The following is a 21,965-nucleotide window of genomic DNA, read 5'->3' on the forward strand; positions in this document are numbered from 1 at the left end:
CCATGGACGTCAAGGAGATGCAGTGAGCGACGCGCAGGCGACCGCAGAGGTGTTGAGGGGCGCCGCCGAGGCGTTCCCCGACGAGGTGGTCACCGAGGCCAGGGTGCGCCATCTGGACCTGCCGCTCGGCGGGGGGCGGTTCGCCCTCATCACCCTGGACAACGGGTTCGACCACACCAAACCGACCACGTTCGGGCCGCGTTCGCTGGCCAATGTCGACGCGGCGATCGACCAGGTCGAGGCGGAGGCCGCGGCGGGTGAGATCGTCGGGGTCGGGCTGACGGGGAAGCCGTTCGTCTTCGCCGTGGGCGCCGACCTCAAGGGCGTGAAGGTACTGCGGCGGCACGAGGAGGCCCTGACGATCGGGGTCGGCGGGCACGACGTGTTCCGCCGCCTCGCGGCGCTGCCGGTGCCGACGTTCGCCTACTACAACGGTGCCGCGCTCGGCGGCGGTGTCGAGGCGGGGCTGCACTGCACGTACCGGACGGTGTCGGCGGCGGTGACGGCGTTCGCGCTGCCCGAGGTGTTCCTCGGCCTGGTGCCCGGGTGGGGCGGCTGCACTCTCCTGCCGAACCTGATCGGCGCCGACCGGGCGGTCACGGTCATCATCGAGAACGCCCTGAACCAGAACCGCATGCTGAACGGTCAGAAGGTGTACGAGCTGGGCATCGCCGATGCCCTGTTCGAGGCGGCGGACTTCCTGGAGCAGTCCCTGCTGTGGACCTCGGCCGTGCTGCGCGGCGAGATCGAGGTGGCCCGCCAGGACCCGGACCGCGGCGAGGCATGGGACCGGGCCGTGGCGCGCGGCCGGGAGATCGCCGACGGCAAGGTACACGGGGCCGCGCCGGCCGCCTACCGTGCGCTCGACATCATCGAGCAGGTGCGCAACGGGGACCTGCGGGCCGGGTTCGCGGCGGAGGACGTGGCGCTCGCCGACCTCATCATGGGCGACGAACTGCGGGCCGGTCTGTACGCGTTCGATCTGGTGCAGCGCCGTGCCAAGCGCCCGGTGGGCGCGCCGGACAAGTCGCTGGCCCGGCCGGTGACGAAGGTCGGGATCGTCGGCGCGGGCCTGATGGCCTCGCAGCTCGCGCTGCTGTTCGCGCGCCGCCTTGAGGTGCCGGTGGTACTCACCGACATCGACCAGGAGCGGATCGACAAGGGCGTGGCCTGGGTCCACGAGCAGGTCGACTTCCTGCTGCTGAAGGGCCGCGTCAACCAGGACAAGGCCAACCGGCTGAAGGCCGCGGTCACCGGCTCGCTGGACAAGGCGGAGGCGTTCGCGGACGCGGACTTCGTCATCGAGGCGGTCTTCGAGGAGCCGGCCCTCAAGCGGCAGGTGTTCGCGGAGCTGGAGGCCGTGGTGCCTGAGCACGCGATCCTGGCGACCAACACCTCGTCGCTGTCGGTCACCGGAATGGCCGCGGAACTGGCCCACCCGGAGCGGGTGGTCGGATTCCACTTCTTCAACCCGGTGGCCGTACTGCCGCTGCTGGAGGTCGTGCGGGCCGAGCGCACCGACGACGCGTCGCTGGCAACGGCGTTCGCGGTGGCCAAGAAGCTGAAGAAGTCGGCGGTGCTGGTGAAGGACGCGCCGGCGTTCGTCGTCAACCGCATCCTGACCCGCTTCATGGGGGAGGTCCTCGGCGCCATTGACGAGGGCACGCCCGTGGAGGTGGCCGACCGGGCGCTGGCGCCGCTCGGCCTGCCGATGTCGCCGATCGTGCTGCTCGACCTGGTGGGGCCCGCGGTGGCGCACCACGTGGCGGGCACGCTCAGCGCCGCGTTCCCCGAGCGTTTCCGCGTCTCGGCCAATCTCGGCCGCGTCGTCGAGGCGGGCAAGCGCACGCTGTACGTGCACGACGCGGGCAAGCCCGAGCTTGACCCCGAGGTGGCGGCGCTGTTCGAGGTCGGCGACGCGGTGCAGAGCGAGGAGCAGGTCCGCGCGCGGGCGCTGGACGCGATCGCCGAGGAGATCGGCCTGATGCTGGAGGAGGGCGTGGTCGCGGAGGCGCAGGACATCGACCTGTGCCTGCTGACCGGTGCCGGCTGGCCGTTCCACCTGGGCGGCATCACCCCCTACCTGGACAGCTCCGGAGTCTCGCGGCGCGTCCTGGGGCGGCGGCTGCTGCCCGCGGGCGTGGCGAGCGTTCCCGAGTGACGCGGGACTTCGCGGGAACGGCGGCATCCGGCCCTGGCCGGGTGCCGCCGTTCGTCGTGGACAAACTTCTGCGGATTTCCCGGCGTGGAGCGATGAGTCAGGGAAAGGGCGCGGGTCTTATTGTGTGACGGCCCACGAGGGCCGGCCACGAGAGAGAAGAGGCCACCGTGTCGACCAAGATCTTCATCAACCTGCCCGTGCAGGACCTGCCCCGCTCCCGGGACTTCTTCACCAAGCTGGGCTACTCCTTCGACCCGCAGTTCTCGGACGAGAACGCCGCCTCCCTGGTGATCAGCGACAACATCATCGTGATGCTGCTGGTCGAGTCGTTCTACGGGACGTTCACGAAGAAGAAGATCGCCGACGCCCACGAGACGTCGGAGGTGATGCTCGCGCTGAGTGCCGACAGCCGCGAGCAGGTGGACGAGCTGGTGGACCGGGCGCTGGCCTCGGGCGGGCAGCCGACCGGCGAGACGCAGGACCACGGGTTCATGTACGGGCGCGCCTTCGAGGACCCGGACGGCCACCACTGGGAGGTCACCTGGATGGACATGTCCGCGGTGCAGGAGCAGAGCTGAGCACGGCCGGGGGCCCGCGGGGGTGGCGCGGGGCCGTCCGGCCGTGCCGGGCGGTCCTGGTCAGTCGGTGGTGAGGCGCGAGGCCTCTTCGGTGTCCTCGTACCGGCTGTCGAGGCGGGACACCAGGCCGGTGATCTGGCGGGCGATGTCAGGTCCTGTGAGGCCGATTTCGGCGAGCACCTGTTCGCGGCTGCCGTGTTCGAGGAAGCGGGCCGGGATGCCGAAGTCGCGCAGGGGGATGTCGACGCCGGCGTCGCGCAGGGCCTGCGCCACGGCCGAGCCGACGCCGCCCGCGCGGCTGTTGTCCTCCACCGTGACGACGACCCGGTGGCGTTCGGCCAGGGCGGGCAGCTCCGGGTCGACCGGCTTGACCCAGCGCGGGTCGACGACGGTGGAGGTGATCCCCTGGCGGCCGAGCAGCTCGGCCGCCTCCAGGCAGACGGGGGCCAGCGCGCCGATGGACACCAGGAGCACGTCGGGCCGGTCGCTGCCGGGGTGGCGCAGGACGTCCATGCCGCCGACGGTGCCCACGGCGGGCACGGGGGCGGCGACCTTGCCGCGGGAGTAGCGCACGACGGTGGGCGCGTCCTTCACCTCGACGGCCTCGCGGAGCTGGGCGCGCAGCTGGTCGGCGTCACGGGGAGCGGCGAGGCGCAGCCCGGGCACGCACTGGAGGATGGACATGTCCCACATGCCGTGGTGCGAGGCCCCGTCGGGCCCGGTGATCCCGGCCCGGTCCAGGACGAACGTGACGCCGCAGCGGTGCAGCGCTACGTCCATCAGCAGCTGGTCGAAGGCGCGGTTGAGGAACGTCGCGTAGACGGCGAAGACGGGGTGCAGCCCGCCGGTGGCGAGCCCCGCGGCGGAGACCGCGCCGTGCTGCTCGGCGATGCCGACGTCGAAGACCCGGTCGGGGAACGCCTCGGCGAAGGCGTGCAGGCCGACGGGGCGGAGCATGGCGGCGGTGATGGCCACGATGTCCTCGCGCTCGTGGCCGAGCTTGAGGATCTCCTCGCCGAAGACGGAGGTCCAGTCGGCGCCCGAGGCGGCCACGGGCAGGCCGGTGTCCGGGTGGATGACGCCGACCGAGTGGAACTGGTCGGCCTCGTCCTCGCGGGCGGGCTGGTAGCCGCGGCCCTTCTCGGTGAGGCAGTGCACGATGACGGGGCCGCCGAAGCGCTTGGCGCGCTGGAGGGCGGACTCCAGGGCTTGGAGGTCGTGCCCGTCGATCGGGCCGACGTACTTCAGGCCCAGGTCCTCGAACATCCCCTGGGGGGCGATGACATCCTTCAACCCCTTCTTGGCGCCGTGCAGGGTCCCGTAGAGGGGGCGCCCGACGACGGGGGTGCGGTTGAGCATCTGCTTGCCGCGGGCGAGGAAGCGCTCGTAGCCGTCGGTGGTGCGCAGGGTGGCGAGGTGGTTGGCCAGACCGCCGATGGTGGGCGAGTAGGAGCGTTCGTTGTCGTTGACGACGATGACGAGCGGCCGGTCCTTGGCGGCGGCGATGTTGTTCAGCGCCTCCCAGGCCATGCCGCCGGTGAGCGCGCCGTCGCCCGTGACGGCGACCACGTGCCTGCCGTTGTCCTTGAGCTGGTTGGCCTTGGCGAGCCCGTCGGCCCAGCCCAGAACGGTCGAGGCGTGACTGTTTTCGATCACGTCGTGCTCGGATTCGGCCCGCGAGGGGTACCCGGACAAGCCGCCTTTCGCCCGAAGCGCGGAGAAGTCACGCCTGCCGGTGATCAGCTTGTGCACGTAGCTCTGGTGTCCGGTGTCCCACAGAATCCGGTCCGCGGGTGAGTCGAACACGCGGTGGAGCGCGATGGTCAGCTCGACGACGCCCAGGTTGGGGCCGAGGTGGCCACCGGTTCTGGCGACCGCGTCGATGAGGAAGGAGCGGATCTCCCCGGCGAGCCGGGTCAGTTGCTCGAAGGTGAGCCGGTCGAGATCGCGCGGTCCCGAGATACGGGTCAGCAGCGGCACCGTTCCTCCTTGCGGTCGGGGGCTTCGACGGATGGCCGTCCGACGAGTTTAGTGTTCCCTCCTGGACCCCCATGGTCTCAGGATGCGAGATACGTCACCAACGCGCCACAGCCCGGGCCGCATGGCGCAGCCCGGGCTGATCAGTGACCGGTCATGTTCGCCCGGCTGTTCGTTGTGTGCGCCGGGAGACCGAGTCGAGAACGACCGCGATCAGCAGGACGGCACCCGTGATCATGTACTGGATCTCGCTCGACATGCCCATGAGGTTCAGCCCGGTGGTGATGGACTGGATGACCAGCGTGCCGAGCAGGGCCGACCAGACCCAGCCGCGTCCGCCGAAGAGGCTCGTGCCGCCGATGACCGCGGCGGCGATGACGTTCATCAGCAGATTGCCGGAGCCCAGGTTCTTGGCGGCGCCGCCGGACTGGGCGGCGAAGAACAGACCGCCGAACGCCGCGAGGGTACCCGCGATGGTGAAGACGGTCATCCGGACGCGTTCCACGTTGATGCCGGCGCGGCGCGCCGCCTCCGCGTTGCCGCCGACGGCAAAGATCTGCCGCCCGTAGGTGGTGCGGCGGACCATGAAGTCGGCGAGCAGCAGCACCGCGAGGAAGATGACCAGCGCGAGCGGGAGGCCGCGGTGCTGGTTGAGGGTGTAGGCGGTGATGAACGCCGCGGCCGCCACCAGGCCGCCGCGCAGCAGGATCTCGCTCGTCGGCCGGGTGGGCAGCCCCGCGGCCTGGCGGCGGCGCTCGTGGCGCCACAGTGCGAGGAGGTAGCCGGCGGTGATGACGGTGGCCAGCGAGTACGCGGCGGCGATATCGCTGAAGTAGAAGTCGCGGAAGTCGCGGACCAGGCTGTCGCGCGGCGTGTTGATGGTGCCCTCGTCGCCCATCACCCAGATCTGCAGGCCGCTCCAGCCGAGGAAGCCGGCCAGGGTGACGACGAAGGCGGGGACGCCGATTCTGGCGAAGAAGAAGCCGTGGATGGTGCCGACGACGGCACCGGCACCGAGCGCGAGCAGGATGGCGAGCAGGTCGTTCACGCCGTGCGTGACCGAGAGCACCGCCCAGATCGCCGCGGAGAGTCCGGCCATGGAGCCGATGGACAGGTCGATCTCGCCCAGCAGGAGGACCAGGACGATGCCCACGGCCATGATGCCGGGGCCCGCGATGTAGATGGCGATGTTGGTCAGGTTGCGCGGGGTGAGGAAGCTGCCGGTCTCGGCCTCGAAGATGATGGCGATGAGGATGACGCCGACCACGACGGGGATGGAGCCGAGTTCGCCGCCCCGTATCCGGCGGCGGAAGTCCTCCAGGTAGCCGGCCAGACCCCGTTCGCGTACCAGCAGCCGCGGGTCGGGGGCGGGGTCCGCGCCCGGCGCGGTGGCGGGTGAGTCCTGTGCCGTGGCCGGCCCGGGGGACGCCTGCTTCTCGCGAGGGACGTCGCTCACGGTGCCTCCTGCGTTTCTTCCGTGCCGGTGGCGCCGTCGGCGCCGTCGGCGCCGTCAGTGCTGTCTTCCGACGCCCGTTCCTGCTCCCGCTCTTGCTCCGGGGTGGTCCTGCGCTGCCTGCGCACCACGGCGTTGTCGGCCGCGCCGGTGATCGCGGAGATGATCTGCTCGCCCGTGGTGGTGGCGGCGGAGAAGACGCCGTTGTTCCGGCCGAGCCGCAGCACGATGATGTCGTCGGCGACGGCCTGGACCTCGGCCATGTTGTGGCTGATGAGGATGACGGCGAGGCCGCGGTCGCGCAGCCGTTCGACGAGATCGAGGACCTGCGCCGTCTGCTCGACGCCGAGGGCCGCGGTGGGCTCGTCGAGGATGACCACCTCGGGGGAGCCGACCAGGGCGCGGGCGATGGCGACGACCTGCCGCTGGCCGCCGGAGAGGGACGCGACGGGAATGCGCACGCTGGGGATGCGGATGGACAGGGTGTCCAGCAGTTCCTTCGCGCGCTGTTCCATCGCGACCTGGTCGAGGATGTGGCGGCTGCGTATTTCCCGGCCGAGGAAGAGGTTGGCGACGACGTCGAGGTTGTCGCACAGCGCGAGGTCCTGGTAGACGGTCGCGATGCCCAGTTCCTGGGCGTCGTGGGGGCGGGTGATGCGGACGGGGTCGCCCTTCCACGTGATGGTGCCCGAATCGATGGGGTGGACCCCGGCGATCGTCTTCACGAGGGTGGATTTCCCGGCTCCGTTGTCACCCACCAGGGCGGTGACTTCGCCGGGGCGGATCTCCAGGTCGACGTCGGTGAGCGCCTGGACGGCGCCGAACCGCTTGGAGACGCCGCGCAGGGCCAGGACGGGTGCGGCGGTCAACTGAACCTCCTTGCATGAGGGTGTCCTTGCGCCCGGCCTGCCGCCGGCCGGTGATGGCGGCCGGCGGCGGCACGGCGGGCGCAGGGCCCGGGCCGTCCGGGTGACGGGGGACGGCCTTCGGGAGTGGTGGTGCGGTGCGGCGGCCCGGTGGCCGGGCCGGCCGGCTCAACCGAGTCCGGCCTCCTCGCATGCCTGGGCGAAGTCGTCGGTGCAGATGTCCTCGACCGTGTAGAAGTCGTCGGCGATGACGGTGTCCGTGATGTCGTCGACGGTGACGGCGACCGGTTCGAGCAGCGCACTGGGGACGCCCTGCTCGGTCGGGCTGTCGACGCTGTCCGGGGTCAGTTCGGAGAAGTCCTCGTCGTTGAGGAGCCGGACGGCGATCTCCGCGGTGGTCTCGGCCTCGATCCGCAGGGCCTTGTAGATGGTGAACGTCTGCTCACCGGCGACGATGCGCTGAAGGCCGGCGAGCTCCGCGTCCTGGCCGCCCACGGGGACGTCCGTGATGCCGGCCGAGTTCAGCGCGGTGATGACGCCGGCGGCCATGCCGTCGTTGGCGACGTAGACCCCGTCGATGTTCTCCTCGCCCAGGGACTCGATGGCCGCGGTCATCTCCTCGTTGGCCGTGGCGGCCTCCCAGCCCGGGATGTCCTGCTCGAAGACGACCTCGACGGTGCCGTCCAGAACGGAGTGGGCGCCGCGCTTGAACATCGGGGCGTTCGGGTCCGTGGGCGAGCCGTTGATCATGACGACGTTGGCGCCCTCGGCCTCGTCGCCCAGGGCGGCGAGCAGGGACTCGCCCTGGAGCCGGCCGACGCGCTCGTTGTCGTAGGAGACGTAGGCGCTGATCGGGCCCTCGGCGAGCCGGTCGTAGGCCACGACGGGGACGCCCTCGGCGGCCGCGTCCTCCACCCAGCTCGCGGTGGCCGAGGCGTCCACGGGGTCGAGGATGATCACGTCGACACCCTGGGTGAGCAACGCGTCGAACTGCTGCTTCTGGAGGTTGGTGTCCTCACTGGCGTTGCTGTATTGGACTTCGCACTCCGCACACAGCTCGGCGATTTTGCCCTCGATATAGGGACGGTCGAAGGACTCATAACGCGTGGTGGCGTCCTCGGGCAGCAGCAGGCCGATGGTGCCGCCGGACTCACCGCCGTTGCCCTCGTTCCCCTCGTCGTCGTCGCCGCCGCCTGCCTCGCCACAGGCGGCCAGGGCAACCGTCAGGGCGATGGACGCGGCTCCCGCGGCGAGAACTCTCAGATGTTGACGCATAGTTGGCTCCGCCTCCCGGTTGGGCCGCATACCGCGGCCATGGGTCGGCTGAGAGCTAACTCCGCCTGCTTCTTGCCGTCAATACATAAACCCGGGTTCAACCAAACCGATACCTTCCTTCACGACTGAAACGAAGGTTTCGGCAAACAATTACAAGGGTAGAAAGCATCGCCCCACATGTTCGGAAGCGACGCTTTTCTTTGTTTTTCGTTGGATTTACTTCTTAACTCTTCAACGAGGCCGGTCAGGCCGTGGCACCGACCGGCCCGAGCAACATGCCGTCGCCCATCTCGCGCAGCACCAGCGCCAGCGCGCCGAGCACCTCCGCCCGGCCGCCGAGCGCCCCCGGCACCAGGGACAGCTGGCGGGCCGCGCTCGGTATGGCGTAACGGCCGACCGAGTCGCGGATCGGCCCGAGAGCGATCTCGCCCGCCTCGGCGAGATCCCCGCCGAGGACGATGCGGCTGGGGTTGAGCAGATTGCACAGCTGCGCGACGCCGGTCCCGATGTGGCGGCCGATGTCGGCGACCACCCGGCGGCAGCCGGGATCGCCCTCGCGGGCCAGCTGCACGACCCGGTGCATCGTCAGGTCCTGGCCGTGGCTCGCGTGCAGCAGCGGGAGCACGTGCCGGGCCGCGGTGAACGTCTCCAGGCAGCCGCGGTTGCCGCACCGGCAGACCGGGCCCGACTCGTCCAGCGTGATGTGGCCGATCTCCCCCGCCGTTCCTCCGGGGCCGCGGTAGATCTGCCCGTTGATGACCAGGCCGGCGCCGACACCGCTGGCCACCTTGATGTACGCCAGGTCGCCCGAGCCGCGCCCGCTGCCCCAGACGAACTCGCCCAGCGCGCCGAGATTGGCGTCATTGTCCACATGGACCCTGACGCCCGTGCGCGCGGCCAGCTCCTCGCGCGGATTGGTGCCGCGCCAGCCCGGCAGGATCGCGGTGGAGCCGAGCGCCCCGGTCTCCACGTCGATCGGTCCCGGAACGCCCAGGCCGATGCCGATGATCTTCGCGCGGTCGACGCCGGCCACCCCGAGCAGCCGGGCGACCAGCTTCTCGGCCCGGCCGAAGCCCTGGTCGGCGGAGGAGTCCACGTCGAACGGCTCGGCCTCCTCGGCCAGCACCTGGTGGGCCAGATTGCCCACGGCCACGCGCAGATGGGAGTGCCCGAAGTCGACGCCGACGACGATGCCCGCGTCGCTGGAGAGCGACACGCTCCGCGCCCGCCGGCCGCCGGCCGAGGTGGTGCGCACCTCGACGGTGCCAAGCTCCTTCAATTCCCGAACAATATTGGACACCGTCGCCGCGGACAGTCCCGTGGTCCTGGCGATGTCCGCCTGGGTCAGTGAACCGGCCGCCCGCACGGCGCGGACCACCCTCTCCAGGTTGGCCCGGTGCAGCGAGGACTGCGACCCCGGAGTCTCCACGGCTCACTCCACTTCCCGTCTCGGGCGGGCGCCACGGTGGGCCCGCCGGCCGCTCCGACAGCGGTAGGAGACGGCGCCGGGCCCACTATATGAACTCAAGGGCTGGCGTGGGAGAACAGCAGGGAAACCGCTTGCCCTTCCGAGGTGTCGAGGTGTCCGGGAATGGCCTTGCTACCGCACCGCGCCCGCCGTCAGCCCCGTCTGCACCTGCCGCTGGAAGGTGATGTAGACGACCAGGACCGGCAGCATCGCCATCGTCACGCCCGCGTACAGCGCACCCCAGTCGCCCTCGTAGCCCTGCTGCACCATCAGCGCGGCCAGTCCCTGCGGCAGCACCGCATCGTCCGGGTCGCCGATGTTCAGCACCCTGGGCAGGACGAACTGGTTCCACTGGCCGAGGAAGTTGAAGATCCCGATGCTGATGAGTCCGGGCTGGGCCATCGGCATCATGATCTGGAAGAACGTCCTGGTGTGCGACGCGCCGTCCAGGGTGGCCGCCTCCTGCACGCCGGTGGGCAGGGTGCGGAAGAAGGAGACCAGGAAGAAGATGGTGAACGGCAGCGAGTAGGCGATGTAGACGATGATGAGGCCCTGCCGGGTGTTCAGCAGACCGAAGTTGTTCAGAATGAAGAAGAGCGGCACCAGCGCGAGGAACACCGGAAACATCATTCCGCCCACGAACAGCAGGTGGATGAGGCGGTTGCCGCGGAAGGTGAACCGCGCCAGGACGTAGGCCGCCATGGAGCCCAGGAGCATCGTGCCGGTCAGCGATCCCGCCAGGATGATCAGCGAGTTCATGGTGTAGCGGCCGATGTCCGCGTTGGTCCACGCGTTGGTGAAGTTGTCCCACTCCAGGCCCGTGGGCAGGCCGAACGGGTCCGAGACCAGGTCCGCGTGCGGGCGGAGACTGGAGATCACGACCCAGATCAGCGGCCCGGCGGCCAGGATGACCCACACCACGAGGAAGGAGTGGGCGAAGACGTTGAGCACACCGCCGGTACGCTCGCCGGCTTCTCTGTGCTGCTGCTCGCTCATGCGAAGATCTCCCCAGGTGAGGCGTTCAGTACTCGATCCGATCCCGGCGGCCCACGAGCATCATCAGCACCGAGAAGACGAGGGTGACGAGGAATAGGGCCACGCCGATGGCGGTGGCGTAGCCGGCCTGGCCGTCGCGGAACGCCTTCTCGAAGAGATAGGTCGGCACGACGTCCATTCCGTGCTCCGGCACCATGACGTTCACCAGCGCAAAGGCGTCCAGGGCCTGGATGCCCATGTAGATCCAGCCGGTGCGGATCGTCTCCCAGGTCAGCGGGAACGTGATGCGGAAGAACGTCACGGTCCGCCCGGCACCGTCGAGCAGCGACGCCTCGTAGATCTCCCGGGGGATCGAGCTCATCGCGGCCGAGAACAGCACCACGTAGAAGCCGACGAAGGACCAGCACAGCACGGCCAGCACGCACCACAGCGCCAGGTCGCCGCCGAGCCAGTCCTCCTGGCGCCAGGAGTCGAGGCCGACCGCGCCGAGCCCCTCGTTGAGGATGCCGCTGCGCGGGCTGTAGATGCGGGCGAAGATCACCGCGATGATCGCCAGGGACAGCACCTGCGGGAAGAAGTAGACGATCTTGTAGAAGCGGGAGCCGAAGACCCCGGAGACCGTCTCGTTGCTCCGCTGCCTGCCGCCCGCGTTCACCATGTAGGCGAAGAACAGGCCGAGGGAAAGCGTGATGACGGGCGCCAGGACGAGCAGCACCAGGCTGTTGCCCATGGCGTCCCAGAACTTGTCGTCGTTCCAGAGGCGTTCGTAGTTCTCGAAACCGGTGAACGTGTAATTGCTGCTGAAACCCGACCAGTCCGTCATCGAGTAGTAGAACGCCTGGAGAAATGGCGACACCACGAAGAGCAGATAGACCAGCAGCGGCAGCGAAAGGAACCAGGTGATGAACCGGTACTTGTCCAGCGTCCGGTAACGCCGGTCGTACCGCACGCGCTGGGGAGTGAGCCGGGGCGGCAGGAAGAACGCCGCCGCTAGGTGCAATCTGGTGGTGGGAGGCAGGCTCGCGGCCTCCCGTTCTTTGCGGACTTCCATACCGCCCCTCCCCCGGTCAGATGTGCTGGAACTTCGTGATCGAGTCGTCCTGAGCCGTGGCGTCGGCGGCCCGCTGGCAGCGGGTGATCGCCTCGTCGGGCTCGATCTCGCCGGCCATCATGGCCGCGATGGCGCCGCCGATCTCCTCGTTGTTGAGCTGGCGGTACCAGTCGGGCATCCGGGGGATCAGCAGATTGTCGCCCGCGGCGGCCAGGGTCTCGCTGGCACTGGTGAGGCCGGGCGGCAGGGTGAGCCCGTCGGCGGCGCCGCGCACGCACGTCAGGGAGGAGACCAGCTCGGTGAAGTTCCGCGTGGACTCGGCGCCGAGCATGATGCGCAGGAATTCAAGACCGCCCGGGACATTGGCCGCATCGGCGGGGACGAAGAACGGCTCGCTGCCCGACGCCCAGATCGTCTCGAAGGGCATGGCGTCGGAGGAGTCCAGGCTGGTGGGCGGCCCCACCGCCATCTCGAAGTCCTCCGGGGTGTTCTGCGCGGACTCGTTCTCCACCCAGGAGCCGTTGGGGATGAACAGGGCCCGGCCCTGGTTCCACTCGTCCTGCGACTCCTCGTGGGTCAGCCCCGGGCTGCCCTGGAGGATGTAACCGCGCGCCGCCAGCTCGTAGTACGCCTCGAACGCGGCGCGGACCGCATCGTGGCGCCAGGCGTTGGGCTCCAGGTTGTCAATGGCACGCAGGACATCGGCGCCGCCGATCTTCCCGATGAACGGGTAGAGCGTGAAGTTGAAGTAGTAGGGATAAACGCCGGGATAGGTCCAGCCGGCGATGCCCTCCTGCTTGGCCTTCTCGCATACGGCGATCATCTCGTCCCACGTGCGCGGATACTCCACCTCCAGCCGTTCCAGCGCGGTACGCGAGTACCACTGGCCGTAGACGGTGTAGGCGTAGTTGAACTGGTAGACGGGGTCGCTGCCGAACTGGCCCATCTCGACGACGCCCGGCATCAGCGTGTCCCGGACCGTGACCGAGGGGTCGTCGAGGGACGGCGCGTCCAGCAGCTCGGTGAGGTCGTGCACCTGATCGTTGCGGAGCAGCGCGGCGATGTCCATGGCGTCCGCACCGCTGTTGTTGATGACGTCCGGCGGGTCGCCCTGCACCATGCGGGGCTGGAGCCTGGTCCGGATCTCGGTGGTCTTGGTGTGGTCGACGGAGCCGTAGCTGCCCTGGTAGATCTCCTCGGCGTCGAGGGCGTACTGGTCGCCGAAACCGCCGTCGAAGATGACGACTTCGAGCTCGGCGTCCGGGCTGACGCCGAACGGATTGGAGTCGGTGGCCTCCTGACGCTCGACGCTGTCGCCGTCGTCGCCGCCACTGGCACAGGAGGACAGGGCACCGACGGCCGGGATGGTGAACAGCCCCGCCGCTGCGGACCTCCTGATCAGCGTGCGGCGGTTGAGGTACGGACTGGAAGTCATGTTCAAGTCCTCGCCTTCACAAGGGACGCGGGCGGTAGGTCGCCGCCGGAATCCCCGACAGGTATAGTCCACTTGGCGCGGCCGCGAAAGATCGCGGACTGGATCGCCCACAGGCTTTTCCGAGTTGAGATCTCCGCGACACACAGCGAGGCCGCCCTCCTCAAGGAACGGGAGGGCGGCCCCGGTGGCGTGCGGCGATGACTCCGCGTCGCCGGTGTCCCGGCGTCGGACGGACGCCGGGAAAGGTGTCGGTCAGGCGCCGATCAGCGAACGCAGCACGTACTGCATGATGCCGCCGTTGCGGTAGTAGTCGGCCTCGCCCGGGGTGTCGATCCTGACCGGCGCGTCGAACTCGACGCCGGTGTCGGTGGTCACCTTGACGGTCGCGGGAATTCCGCCCTCGTTCAGCGCGGTGACGCCCGTGATGGAGTAGGTCTCCTCACCGGTGAGCCCGAGCGCGGCGGCCGTCCGTCCCTCGGGGAACTGGAGCGGCAGGACGCCCATGCCGATCAGGTTGGAGCGGTGGATGCGCTCGTAGGACTCGGCGATCACGGCCCGCACGCCGAGCAGCGCGGTGCCCTTGGCGGCCCAGTCGCGCGAGGAGCCGGAACCGTACTCCTTGCCCGCCAGGACAATCAGCGGGGTGCCGGCGGCCTCGTAGTTCTGCGCGGCGTCGTAGATGAACGAAACCGGCGCGTCCTCCTGGGTGAAGTCGCGGGTGTAGCCGCCCTCGGTGCCGGGCGCGATCTGGTTGCGCAGCCGGATGTTGGCGAACGTGCCCCGGATCATCACCTCGTGGTTGCCGCGGCGGGAACCGTAGGAGTTGAAGTCGCGGCGCTCAACGCCGTGCTCGGTCAGGTACTTCCCGGCGGGGGTGTCCGCCTTGATCGCGCCGGCGGGCGAGATGTGGTCGGTGGTCACCGAGTCGCCGAGCTTGGCCAGCGCCCGTGCGCCGGTGATGTCGGTGACGGGGGCCGGCTTCGTCGTCATGCCCTCGAAGTAGGGGGGCTTGCGGACGTAGGTGGACTCCGGGTCCCACTCGAAGGTGTCCCCGGTGGGAATCGACAGCGCGTTCCACTGGGCATCGCCCGCGAAGACGTCCGAGTAGCTCTGCCCGAACATCTCCTGGCCGATGGCCGAGGCGACGACCTCCTCGATCTCCTGCTCGGTGGGCCAGATGTCGCGCAGGTAGACCGGCCTGCCGTCCTGGTCGGCGCCCAGCGGCTCGGAGGTGATGTCCACCTTCATCGAGCCGGCGATGGCGTAGGCCACCACCAGCGGCGGGGACGCCAGGTAGTTCATCTTGACGTCCGGGTTGATGCGGCCCTCGAAATTGCGATTGCCCGAGAGCACGGAGACGACCGCCAGGTCGTTGTCGTTGACCGCCTGCGAGACCTCCTCGGGCAGCGGGCCCGAGTTGCCGATGCAGGTGGTGCAGCCGTAGCCGACCAGGTTGAACCCGAGCTTGTCCAGGTAGGGGGTGAGGCCCGCCCGGTCGTAGTAGTCCATGACGACCTTGGAGCCGGGCGCCAGCGTGGTCTTGACCCACGGTTTGCGGCTCAGGCCGCGCTCCACCGCCTTCTTGGCCAGCAGGGCGGCGCCCACCATGACGGAGGGGTTGGACGTGTTGGTGCAGGAGGTGATCGCGGCCACCGTCACGGCGCCGTGATCCAGCTCGAAGGTGGTGCCGTCGGCCCCGGTCACGGTGACGGGGTGGCTGGGCATGCCGTTGCTGACCGCCGGGGAGTCGGAGGCTGGGAAGGACTCCTTGCCCGCCTCGTCGCCGTCGACGTCCGGCACGTAGGCGCGCACGTCATCGGCGAACTTGCGCTTGGCCTCGGTGAGGGCGATGCGGTCCTGCGGACGCTTGGGGCCCGCGATGGACGGCACGACGGAGGCGAGGTCGAGCTCCAGGTACTCGGAGAAGTCCGGCTCGGCCGCCGGGTCGTGCCACAGGCCCTGCTCCTTGGTGTACGCCTCGACGAGGGCGAGCTGCTGCTCGTCGCGGCCGGTGAGCCTGAGGTAGTTGACGGTCTCGGCGTCGATGGGGAAGATCGCGGCCGTCGAGCCGAACTCGGGCGACATGTTGCCGATCGTCGCGCGGTTGGCCAGCGGAACCGCGGACACGCCCTCGCCGTAGAACTCGACGAACTTGCCGACGACGCCGTGCTTGCGCAGCATCTCGGTGATGGTCAGCACCAGGTCGGTGGCCGTGGTCCCGGTGGGCAGCTCGCCGGTCAGCTTGAAGCCGACGACCCGCGGGATGAGCATGGAGACCGGCTGGCCGAGCATGGCCGCCTCGGCCTCGATGCCACCGACGCCCCAGCCGAGCACGCCGAGCCCGTTGACCATGGTGGTGTGCGAGTCGGTGCCGACCAGCGTGTCCGGGTACGCCTGGCCGCCGCGCACCATGACGGTGCGGGCCAGGTGCTCGATGTTGACCTGGTGGACGATGCCGGTGCCCGGCGGGACGACCTTGAACTCGTCGAATGCGGTCTGTCCCCAGCGCAGGAACTGGTAACGCTCGCGGTTGCGGCCGTACTCCAGCTCCACGTTCTGCTGGAACGCGTTGGCCGTTCCGAACTTGTCGGCGATGACCGAGTGGTCGATGACCAGCTCGGCGGGGGCGAGCGGATTGATCCGCGAGGCGTCGCCGCCCAGCTCGCGGACGGCCTCGCGCATGGTGGCGAGGTCCACCACGCAGGGCACGCCGGTGAAGTCCTGCATGATCACGCGGGCCGGCGTGAACTGGATCTCCTGGCTCGGCTGGGCGTTCGCGTCCCAGCCTGCGAGCGCCCGGATGTGAGCGGAGGTGATGTTCGCCCCGTCCTCGGTACGGAGCAGATTCTCCAGCAGGACCTTCAGGCTGTACGGCAGGCGGGCCGACCCCTCCACCTTGTCCAGCCGGAAGATCTCGTACGACTCGTCGCCCACCCGCAGTGTGCTGCGGGCGTCGAAGCTGTTCGCCGACACGACTGTCTCCTTCAACACATGAAATTCGCGCGTACTACGCATCCTGCCGCCCGCTCCGCGCCGGGTCTCGCTGAGGTGACCCTAAGCTGGCCGCCGGGGGCGATGCGGTGGCAGCGTCGTCCTGTCACCAGATATCTCGATGTCGAGATAACCCTAACGCATGCGCGCCCGCGGCTCATGCGCAAGACCGCCCGCGTCGCCGCCCCGGCGGCCGTGCTCGGGGCGGGCCTCGCGCCGGCGGCGCCGACCTCGGGCGCGTCGCCGCACACGGCGAGTCAGGACGATCCGGCGCCGCAAAGCGGGGAGGGCGGGTAAAGCCTGCGCCGGCCGGGGTGCGGCCGGATCGCGCAACCGGGCGGACCGCCGTACGGGGGTCCGCGCCGCCGCCGGCGGCCGGGACCGTTCCGCTCGGCCCCGGTGTTCAGGCCCGACACGCCGCCGCGGCCCGGAAGGGGGACGCTCCCGGCCGTCGCTCGTCCGAGTGGGCCGCACGGCCGTCCGCGGGACGGCGACACGCCGACGCTCCGGCGCGTCATCACCCGAACGGCCCCCACCGACACGCCTCATCTCATATGTGAGATAAGCTCGATAGCATGATCGATGACTACCTCGCCCGGATCGGTCAGCTCATTCGGGACGCACGCCAACATCGCGGCTGGACGCAGGTACAGCTCGCGGAAGCACTCGGGACCAGCCAGAGCGCGGTCAATCGCATCGAGCGAGGCAATCAGAACATCAGCCTTGAGATGATCGCGCGCATCGGCGAAGCCCTGGACAGCGAGATCGTCTCGCTCGGCTACGCCGGCCCGATGCATCTGCGGGTGGTCGGCGGACGGCGGCTGCACGGCAGCATCGACGTCAAGACGAGTAAGAACGCCTGCGTCGCGCTGCTCTGCGCCACCCTGCTCAACTCGGGCCGCACCGTGCTGCGCCGGGTCGCCAGGATCGAGGAGGTCTTCCGCATCCTCGAAGTCCTCGGCTCGATCGGCGTCCGCAGCCGCTGGATCAACGAGGGCGCCGACCTGGAGATCATCCCCCCGGCCGAGCTGGATCTCGACGCGATCGACCACGAGGCGGCGCGCCGCACCCGGAGCATCATCATGTTCCTCGGTCCGCTGCTGCACCGCATGGACCACTTCAAGATCCCCTACGCGGGCGGCTGCGACCTGGGCACGCGCACGGTCGAGCCGCACATGATGGCGCTGCGGCGCTTCGGACTCGACGTCACCGCGACCGAGGGCATGTACCACGCCACGGTCAACCGGCAGATCGGGCCGGAGCGGGCCATCGTGCTGACCGAGCGCGGGGACACCGTCACGGAGAACGCGCTGCTCGCCGCCGCCCGCCACGACGGGGTCACCGTCATCAGGAACGCGTCGTCCAACTACATGGTCCAGGACCTGTGCTTCTTCCTTGAGCAGCTCGGGGTGCGGATCGACGGGGTCGGCACGACCACGCTCGCCGTGCACGGCGTGCCGGAGATCGACCGGGACGTGGACTACTCGCCCTCGGAGGACCCGGTCGAGGCGATGAGCCTGATCGCCGCCGCGGTGGTCACCGAGTCGCAGCTGACGATCCGCCGGGTGCCGCTGGAGTTCCTGGAGATCGAGCTGGCCGTTCTGGAGGGTATGGGCCTGGACCACGATCTCGGCCCCGAGTACGCGGCGGACAACGGACGCACCCGGCTGGCCGACCTGACGGTGCGGCCCTCCAAGCTCGAAGCGCCGATCGACAAGATCCACCCGATGCCGTTCCCCGGCCTCAACATCGACAATGCGCCGTTCTTCGCGGCCATCGCGGCCTCGGCGCACGGCTCGACGCTGATCCACGACTGGGTCTACGACAACCGCGCCATCTACCTCACCGACCTCAACCGTCTGGGCGGCCGGCTCCAGCTGCTCGACCCGCACCGGGTGCTGGTGGAGGGCCCGACGCGGTGGCGGGCGGCCGAGATGATGTGCCCGCCCGCGCTGCGGCCCGCGGTGGTCGTCCTGCTGGCGATGATGGCCGCCGAGGGGACCTCCGTCCTGCGGAACGTCTACGTCATCAACCGCGGCTACGAGGATCTGGCCGAGCGGCTGAACTCGGTGGGTGCGCAGATCGAGACGTTCCGGGACATCTGATGCGCCGCCCGTCCCACGGGCCCCCCGCGGGGCGGAGGGTCCGCGGGGGCATACTGGGGGGAGTCACGATTCGGTCGCGTTTTCCTCACCGGACCGGCCAATTCCGCCGGGCCGCATGACCCGGGGCGTTCCGGGGGATCGTGCTCACAGGACCGGTGAACACCCGGCTGCGGTGAGGAGTTCCGTCATGGACCAGGCACTGGACAACAGGCTGGACAAGAGGCTCGACAACAAGGCGACCGGGCGGACGCTCGTCCTCTTCGGCGCCACGTTCGTGCTCGCGGTGCTCGCTTCCCCGGTGTTCGTGCTCTACGAACTGCTGCTCGGCGCCTTCGGCCTGGTCGCCACGGGCCTGCTCACCCGCGGCAGGGAGGGCACCAAGGCGCGGGCGGCCACCGTCGTCTTCGCCGGGCTGCTGGCCGGGAGCCTGCCGTACCTGGCCGCCGCGCCCTTCGTCTCATGACGGCAGGCGCAGCGCCACCCGGTCGCTGACGGGCCGGTAGCCGAGGCGCTGGTAGAGCGCGTTGGTCGTCGCATTCGCCACATCGGTGAACAGCACGATCTCCTCCGCCCCTGCCGCCAGGGCACGGCTGCCCGCCGCCGCGGTGACAGCCGCGGCATAGCCGCACCGGCGGTGTTCCGGCGGGGTGTAGACGAAGGCGACGCGCACGGTGCCCTCGATGCGCCGGGTCAGGGTCGCCATCGCGGCCGGAGCGCCGTCCTGGTGCTCCCAGAGCACGATGCCGTCGTGGCGCAGGCGGTCCTCGACGACCCCGGCCGCCGTGGCCGTCGGCATGCCGACCTCCGCGCAGAAGGCCGTGGCCCAGGCCGTCAGCAGGGCGCGGTCCGCCGCCGTGGCGCTCCTGGCCCGGCCGTGCGGGGCGGGCTCGGGCGCCGCGGGCGTGCCCAGCCGGTACAGCCGGGACCCGTAGGCGACGGCGGTCCCCGGGCCCCACGCCCGGGTGAACGCCGCGGCGGACTCCGCCGGCAGTTCGATCGCGGTGGGGGCGTGCTCCCCCACCGCTCCGGCCAGCAGTCCGGCCAGCGGCGCCACGGCGGACGCGGGGAGTCCGCTGACCTGCAGGCCGCCGGGCGGCGCGTGCACCAGCGCGGCCAGAACCCGGCCGTCCGCCTCCTGCCACCAGCCGAGCCAGGGCGGCGGCGCGCCGGCGGCCCGGCCGGCCGGGCGCCGCAGCGCGTCGGTGAGCGTGAGGAGGACCGTGTGCTCGACGGGCCGGGAGACGAGGAAGTCGCCGGCCGCCGCTACGAAGGCCCCGGCGTCATGCGTGGTGCGCCAGCTCATCGCCCCATCGTGGACGCCCGCACGCCCGGCGCACCACATCTTTTGCGCGCGGGCGTCCGGGCCGCGCGCCGACCGGACGGGCGCTGAGCACTGAGCGCTACCAGGGCAGGTCCCTGACCTGCTGCACGCACAGCACCAGGAAGAGCACGCCAGAGGCAAGCAGCATCACGTTGCTGAGTGGCCCGTTGCGCCACTGGCGCGGCACGCGGTCGGTGTTCAGCAGCCACAGCAGGGTCAGCGCGAGGAACGGCATGAAGAACGCGCCGAGCACGCCGTAGGTGAGGATCAGTCCGATCGGCTGGTCGAGCCACAGCAAGCCCATCGGGGGGAACGTCAGCCACAGCAGGTAGGCACGGAACGGCCGGGAGCGCTCCCTGTCCTCCTCGGGCACGGCGAGGGTGGGCTTGACGTGGCCGAGGAAGTCGGTGAACAGCAGGCTGACGCCGTGCCAGACGCCGATCACCGAGCTGAAAGAGGCGGAGAAGAAACCGATCAGGAACAGCTTTGCGGTGACCGTGCCGAAGCGTTCCTCCAGCACGTCGCCGATGTCGAGCAGGCCGCGGTCCCCCTGGCTCAGGGCGAGGTCGGCGGCGTTCAGCAGCTCCGCGCCGATCACCAGCATGGCGACGACGAACAGGCCGGTGGTGGCGTACGCGACGCGGTTGTCCAGGCGCATCATCGGCATCCACGACGGGCCCCGCCAGCCCTTGGCCGTCACCCAGTAGCCGTAGGCGGCCAGCGTGATCGTGCCGCCGACGCCGCCCATGAGGCCGAGCGTGTACAGCACCGACCCGTCCGGCAGGGTCGGCACCAGGCCCGCGGCGAGGGCGCCGGAGTCGGGGCCGATCCGGATGGCGATGCCGACGACGACCACGAACATCACGCCGACGAAGGCCATCATCAGCTTCTCGACGACGGTGTACCGGTTGAACCAGACGCACACGAGCCCGAGCAGCCCGGCGATGATGCCCCAGGTGCGCAGCGAGGGGCCGTCGGGGAAGAGGGCCACCAGCGGCAGCGCGCTGGCCGACATCGCGGTGGCGCCGTAGACGAAGCCCCAGACCACGATGTAGATGCCGAAGTACACCGCGGTCCAGCGGCCGAGGCCGCGCCAGCCCTCGAAGATCGTTTGGCCGGTGGCCAGGTGCCACCGGCCGGTGGCCTCCGCGAGGGAGATCTTGATCAGGCAGCCGAGCACCGCGGCCCACACGAGCGTGTAGCCGTACCGTTCGCCGGCCACGGCCGTCGCGACCAGATCGCCCGCGCCCACTCCGGTCGCCGCGACCACGAGGCCCGGGCCTATCAACCGCCAGCGGCTCCTGGGCGGTTCGGTCTGCTCATGCGTCGTCTTCGCCACGCCGGACATCCTGCCCCGGCGCGCACCGTTTGATTAGCACACGCCAATAACGGATGAGCCGGTGCACGCCGGTGCACGCCGGTGCACGCCGGTGCCCTTCCGCCGCGAACCTGAAGGGGTTATCTTGGGGTTATCCCATAACCCCACCAGAGAGGCGGTACTTCCATGCCCAAGATCAACGTCTATCTGCCGGACGAGCTGGCGGAGGCCGTCAAGGACACCGGCATCCCCGTCTCAGCCGTCTGCCAGCGCGCCCTGGAGCAGGCCGTGCGCCGCATCACCGCGATCCGCGAGAGCACCGCGGACACGTTCGACCCCGAAGACCCCACGGCGCTGGTCAGCTTCACCCCGCGCGCCAGGAGCGCGATCAAGCACGCCCAACGGCTGGCCGCGGCAGAGAACGGCGCGGTGATCACCACGCGCCACCTGCTCGACGGCGTCCTGGCCGAGGAGGGAAACCTCGCGCTGCGCGTCCTGGACGTGCTGGAGGTCGCCCCGGCGACGGTGCGTCAGGAGCTGGCCCGCCGCGGCGGCGAGAGCGGCCGCGAGCCTGGCGGGCCCGCGTTCAGCACCGCCGCGGCCAACGCCCTGGAGATGACCACCACCGAGGCGACCGGCCTCGGCCACAATTACATCGGCTGCGAGCACCTGTTGCTCGGCATGATCAGCGAGCCGGAGGGCACCGCGGGCCGCACGCTGCGCGCCCTCGGCGCCGAGTACCGGCTGGCCCGCCGCGCGGTCAACGCCGCCCTCGCCGGCTACGTGCACCTGCGCGCCCAGACCGCCGCGGCCGCCCCCGGAGCGGCCGCGGCGGGGGCCGGTGCCCTCGCGGAGGTGGTCAAACGGGAGCTGGCACCGCTGGTCGAACGCCTGGAGCGGCTGGAGCGGCAGGTCGGCCCCGAGCCGGGCGCCACGCGATGATTCCGCCGGCCGCCGACCCGTTCGCGGC

General features: G+C 70.1%; 15 protein-coding genes and 1 pseudogene. 5 read left to right on the forward strand and 11 right to left on the reverse strand.

Translation table 11 applies throughout. From position 1 onward, the window contains the following. The first annotated feature begins 22 nt into the window (after window positions 1–22). Complete coding sequence (locus STBA_RS06875) at window positions 23–2,161, forward strand: 3-hydroxyacyl-CoA dehydrogenase NAD-binding domain-containing protein (protein WP_077058385.1); 2,139 nt, start codon at window positions 23–25, stop codon at window positions 2,159–2,161. Between the two features lie 167 nt (window positions 2,162–2,328). Further along, window positions 2,329–2,739, forward strand: coding sequence for a VOC family protein (locus STBA_RS06880; RefSeq protein WP_077058386.1), 411 nt, complete (start codon window positions 2,329–2,331; stop codon window positions 2,737–2,739). 60 nt (window positions 2,740–2,799) lie between these two features. Here the strand turns inward: STBA_RS06880 and dxs are convergent, their stop codons facing one another. The 9 genes and pseudogenes from dxs to acnA all read right to left on the reverse strand — a co-directional run bounded on the left by dxs (window position 2,800) and on the right by acnA (window position 16,233). After that, the gene (gene dxs / locus STBA_RS06885; RefSeq protein ID WP_077058387.1) at window positions 2,800–4,719 is read right to left on the reverse strand and encodes a 1-deoxy-D-xylulose-5-phosphate synthase; all 1,920 of its coding nucleotides are present in this window, start codon (window positions 4,717–4,719) and stop codon (window positions 2,800–2,802) included. Between the two features lie 151 nt (window positions 4,720–4,870). Beyond that, on the reverse strand, window positions 4,871–6,172 hold the full coding sequence (locus STBA_RS06890; RefSeq protein WP_077058388.1) for an ABC transporter permease: 1,302 nt from the start codon (window positions 6,170–6,172) through the stop codon (window positions 4,871–4,873). 86 nt (window positions 6,173–6,258) lie between these two features. Further along, window positions 6,259–7,038: pseudogene (locus STBA_RS06895) on the reverse strand (ATP-binding cassette domain-containing protein); the annotation flags it as partial. Window positions 7,039–7,203: 165 nt separating this feature from the next. Then, window positions 7,204–8,310 carry a substrate-binding domain-containing protein gene (locus STBA_RS06900; RefSeq protein ID WP_077058389.1) on the reverse strand — a complete coding sequence of 369 codons (1,107 nt, stop codon included), beginning with the start codon at window positions 8,308–8,310 and terminating at the stop codon, window positions 7,204–7,206. A 244-nt stretch (window positions 8,311–8,554) separates the two neighbouring features. After that, window positions 8,555–9,739: an ROK family transcriptional regulator gene (locus STBA_RS06905; RefSeq protein WP_077058390.1), complete on the reverse strand. Its 1,185-nt coding sequence runs from the start codon at window positions 9,737–9,739 to the stop codon at window positions 8,555–8,557. Window positions 9,740–9,910: 171 nt separating this feature from the next. Continuing rightward, window positions 9,911–10,774 carry a carbohydrate ABC transporter permease gene (locus tag STBA_RS06910; RefSeq protein ID WP_077058391.1) on the reverse strand — a complete coding sequence of 288 codons (864 nt, stop codon included), beginning with the start codon at window positions 10,772–10,774 and terminating at the stop codon, window positions 9,911–9,913. Window positions 10,775–10,799: 25 nt separating this feature from the next. Beyond that, window positions 10,800–11,825 carry a sugar ABC transporter permease gene (locus STBA_RS06915; RefSeq protein WP_079251771.1) on the reverse strand — a complete coding sequence of 342 codons (1,026 nt, stop codon included), beginning with the start codon at window positions 11,823–11,825 and terminating at the stop codon, window positions 10,800–10,802. A gap of 16 nt (window positions 11,826–11,841) precedes the next feature. Then, window positions 11,842–13,260 carry an N-acetylglucosamine/diacetylchitobiose ABC transporter substrate-binding protein gene (ngcE, locus tag STBA_RS06920; RefSeq protein ID WP_077058392.1) on the reverse strand — a complete coding sequence of 473 codons (1,419 nt, stop codon included), beginning with the start codon at window positions 13,258–13,260 and terminating at the stop codon, window positions 11,842–11,844. 252 nt (window positions 13,261–13,512) lie between these two features. After that, window positions 13,513–16,233 (reverse strand): aconitate hydratase AcnA, encoded by a 2,721-nt coding sequence (acnA, locus tag STBA_RS06925; protein ID WP_077058393.1) that lies wholly within the window; start codon window positions 16,231–16,233, stop codon window positions 13,513–13,515. Window positions 16,234–16,826: 593 nt separating this feature from the next. Between acnA and STBA_RS06930 the strand changes: the two genes are divergently transcribed. Further along, on the forward strand, window positions 16,827–18,356 hold the full coding sequence (locus STBA_RS06930; RefSeq protein WP_077058394.1) for a UDP-N-acetylglucosamine 1-carboxyvinyltransferase: 1,530 nt from the start codon (window positions 16,827–16,829) through the stop codon (window positions 18,354–18,356). A 187-nt stretch (window positions 18,357–18,543) separates the two neighbouring features. Further along, complete coding sequence (locus STBA_RS06935; protein ID WP_077058395.1) at window positions 18,544–18,819, forward strand: hypothetical protein; 276 nt, start codon at window positions 18,544–18,546, stop codon at window positions 18,817–18,819. On the opposite strand, the gene STBA_RS06940 is transcribed toward STBA_RS06935, so the two are convergent. Together STBA_RS06940 and STBA_RS06945 are read right to left on the reverse strand one after the other, a co-directional pair. Next, on the reverse strand, window positions 18,814–19,659 hold the full coding sequence (locus STBA_RS06940; RefSeq protein WP_077058396.1) for a GNAT family N-acetyltransferase: 846 nt from the start codon (window positions 19,657–19,659) through the stop codon (window positions 18,814–18,816). The genes STBA_RS06935 and STBA_RS06940 overlap by 6 nt on opposite strands. A gap of 97 nt (window positions 19,660–19,756) precedes the next feature. Further along, entirely contained in the window at window positions 19,757–21,025 is a 1,269-nt protein-coding gene (locus tag STBA_RS06945; RefSeq protein WP_077058397.1) for an Nramp family divalent metal transporter, read from the reverse strand. A 156-nt stretch (window positions 21,026–21,181) separates the two neighbouring features. On the opposite strand from STBA_RS06945, the gene STBA_RS06950 reads away from it, so the two are divergent. Then, the gene (locus tag STBA_RS06950; protein ID WP_077058398.1) at window positions 21,182–21,937 is read left to right on the forward strand and encodes a Clp protease N-terminal domain-containing protein; all 756 of its coding nucleotides are present in this window, start codon (window positions 21,182–21,184) and stop codon (window positions 21,935–21,937) included. Window positions 21,938–21,965 lie beyond the last annotated feature (28 nt).

The organism is Streptomyces sp. MP131-18, from assembly GCF_001984575.1.
Taxonomy (GTDB): Bacteria; Actinomycetota; Actinomycetes; order Streptomycetales; family Streptomycetaceae; genus Streptomyces; species Streptomyces johnsoniae.

What these genes read in the sequence shown, in the direction of transcription:
- STBA_RS06900 (WP_077058389.1), bottom strand. Translation starts at nt 8,310, where the DNA reads ATGCGTCAACATCTGAGAGTTCTCGCCGCGGGAGCCGCGTCCATCGCC.
- STBA_RS06910 (WP_077058391.1), bottom strand. Translation starts at nt 10,774, where the DNA reads ATGAGCGAGCAGCAGCACAGAGAAGCCGGCGAGCGTACCGGCGGTGTG.
- STBA_RS06915 (WP_079251771.1), bottom strand. Translation starts at nt 11,825, where the DNA reads ATGGAAGTCCGCAAAGAACGGGAGGCCGCGAGCCTGCCTCCCACCACC.
- ngcE (WP_077058392.1), bottom strand. Translation starts at nt 13,260, where the DNA reads ATGACTTCCAGTCCGTACCTCAACCGCCGCACGCTGATCAGGAGGTCC.
- STBA_RS06930 (WP_077058394.1), top strand. Translation starts at nt 16,827, where the DNA reads ATGATCGATGACTACCTCGCCCGGATCGGTCAGCTCATTCGGGACGCA.
- STBA_RS06935 (WP_077058395.1), top strand. Translation starts at nt 18,544, where the DNA reads ATGGACCAGGCACTGGACAACAGGCTGGACAAGAGGCTCGACAACAAG.
- STBA_RS06940 (WP_077058396.1), bottom strand. Translation starts at nt 19,659, where the DNA reads ATGAGCTGGCGCACCACGCATGACGCCGGGGCCTTCGTAGCGGCGGCC.
- STBA_RS06945 (WP_077058397.1), bottom strand. Translation starts at nt 21,025, where the DNA reads ATGTCCGGCGTGGCGAAGACGACGCATGAGCAGACCGAACCGCCCAGG.
- STBA_RS06950 (WP_077058398.1), top strand. Translation starts at nt 21,182, where the DNA reads ATGCCCAAGATCAACGTCTATCTGCCGGACGAGCTGGCGGAGGCCGTC.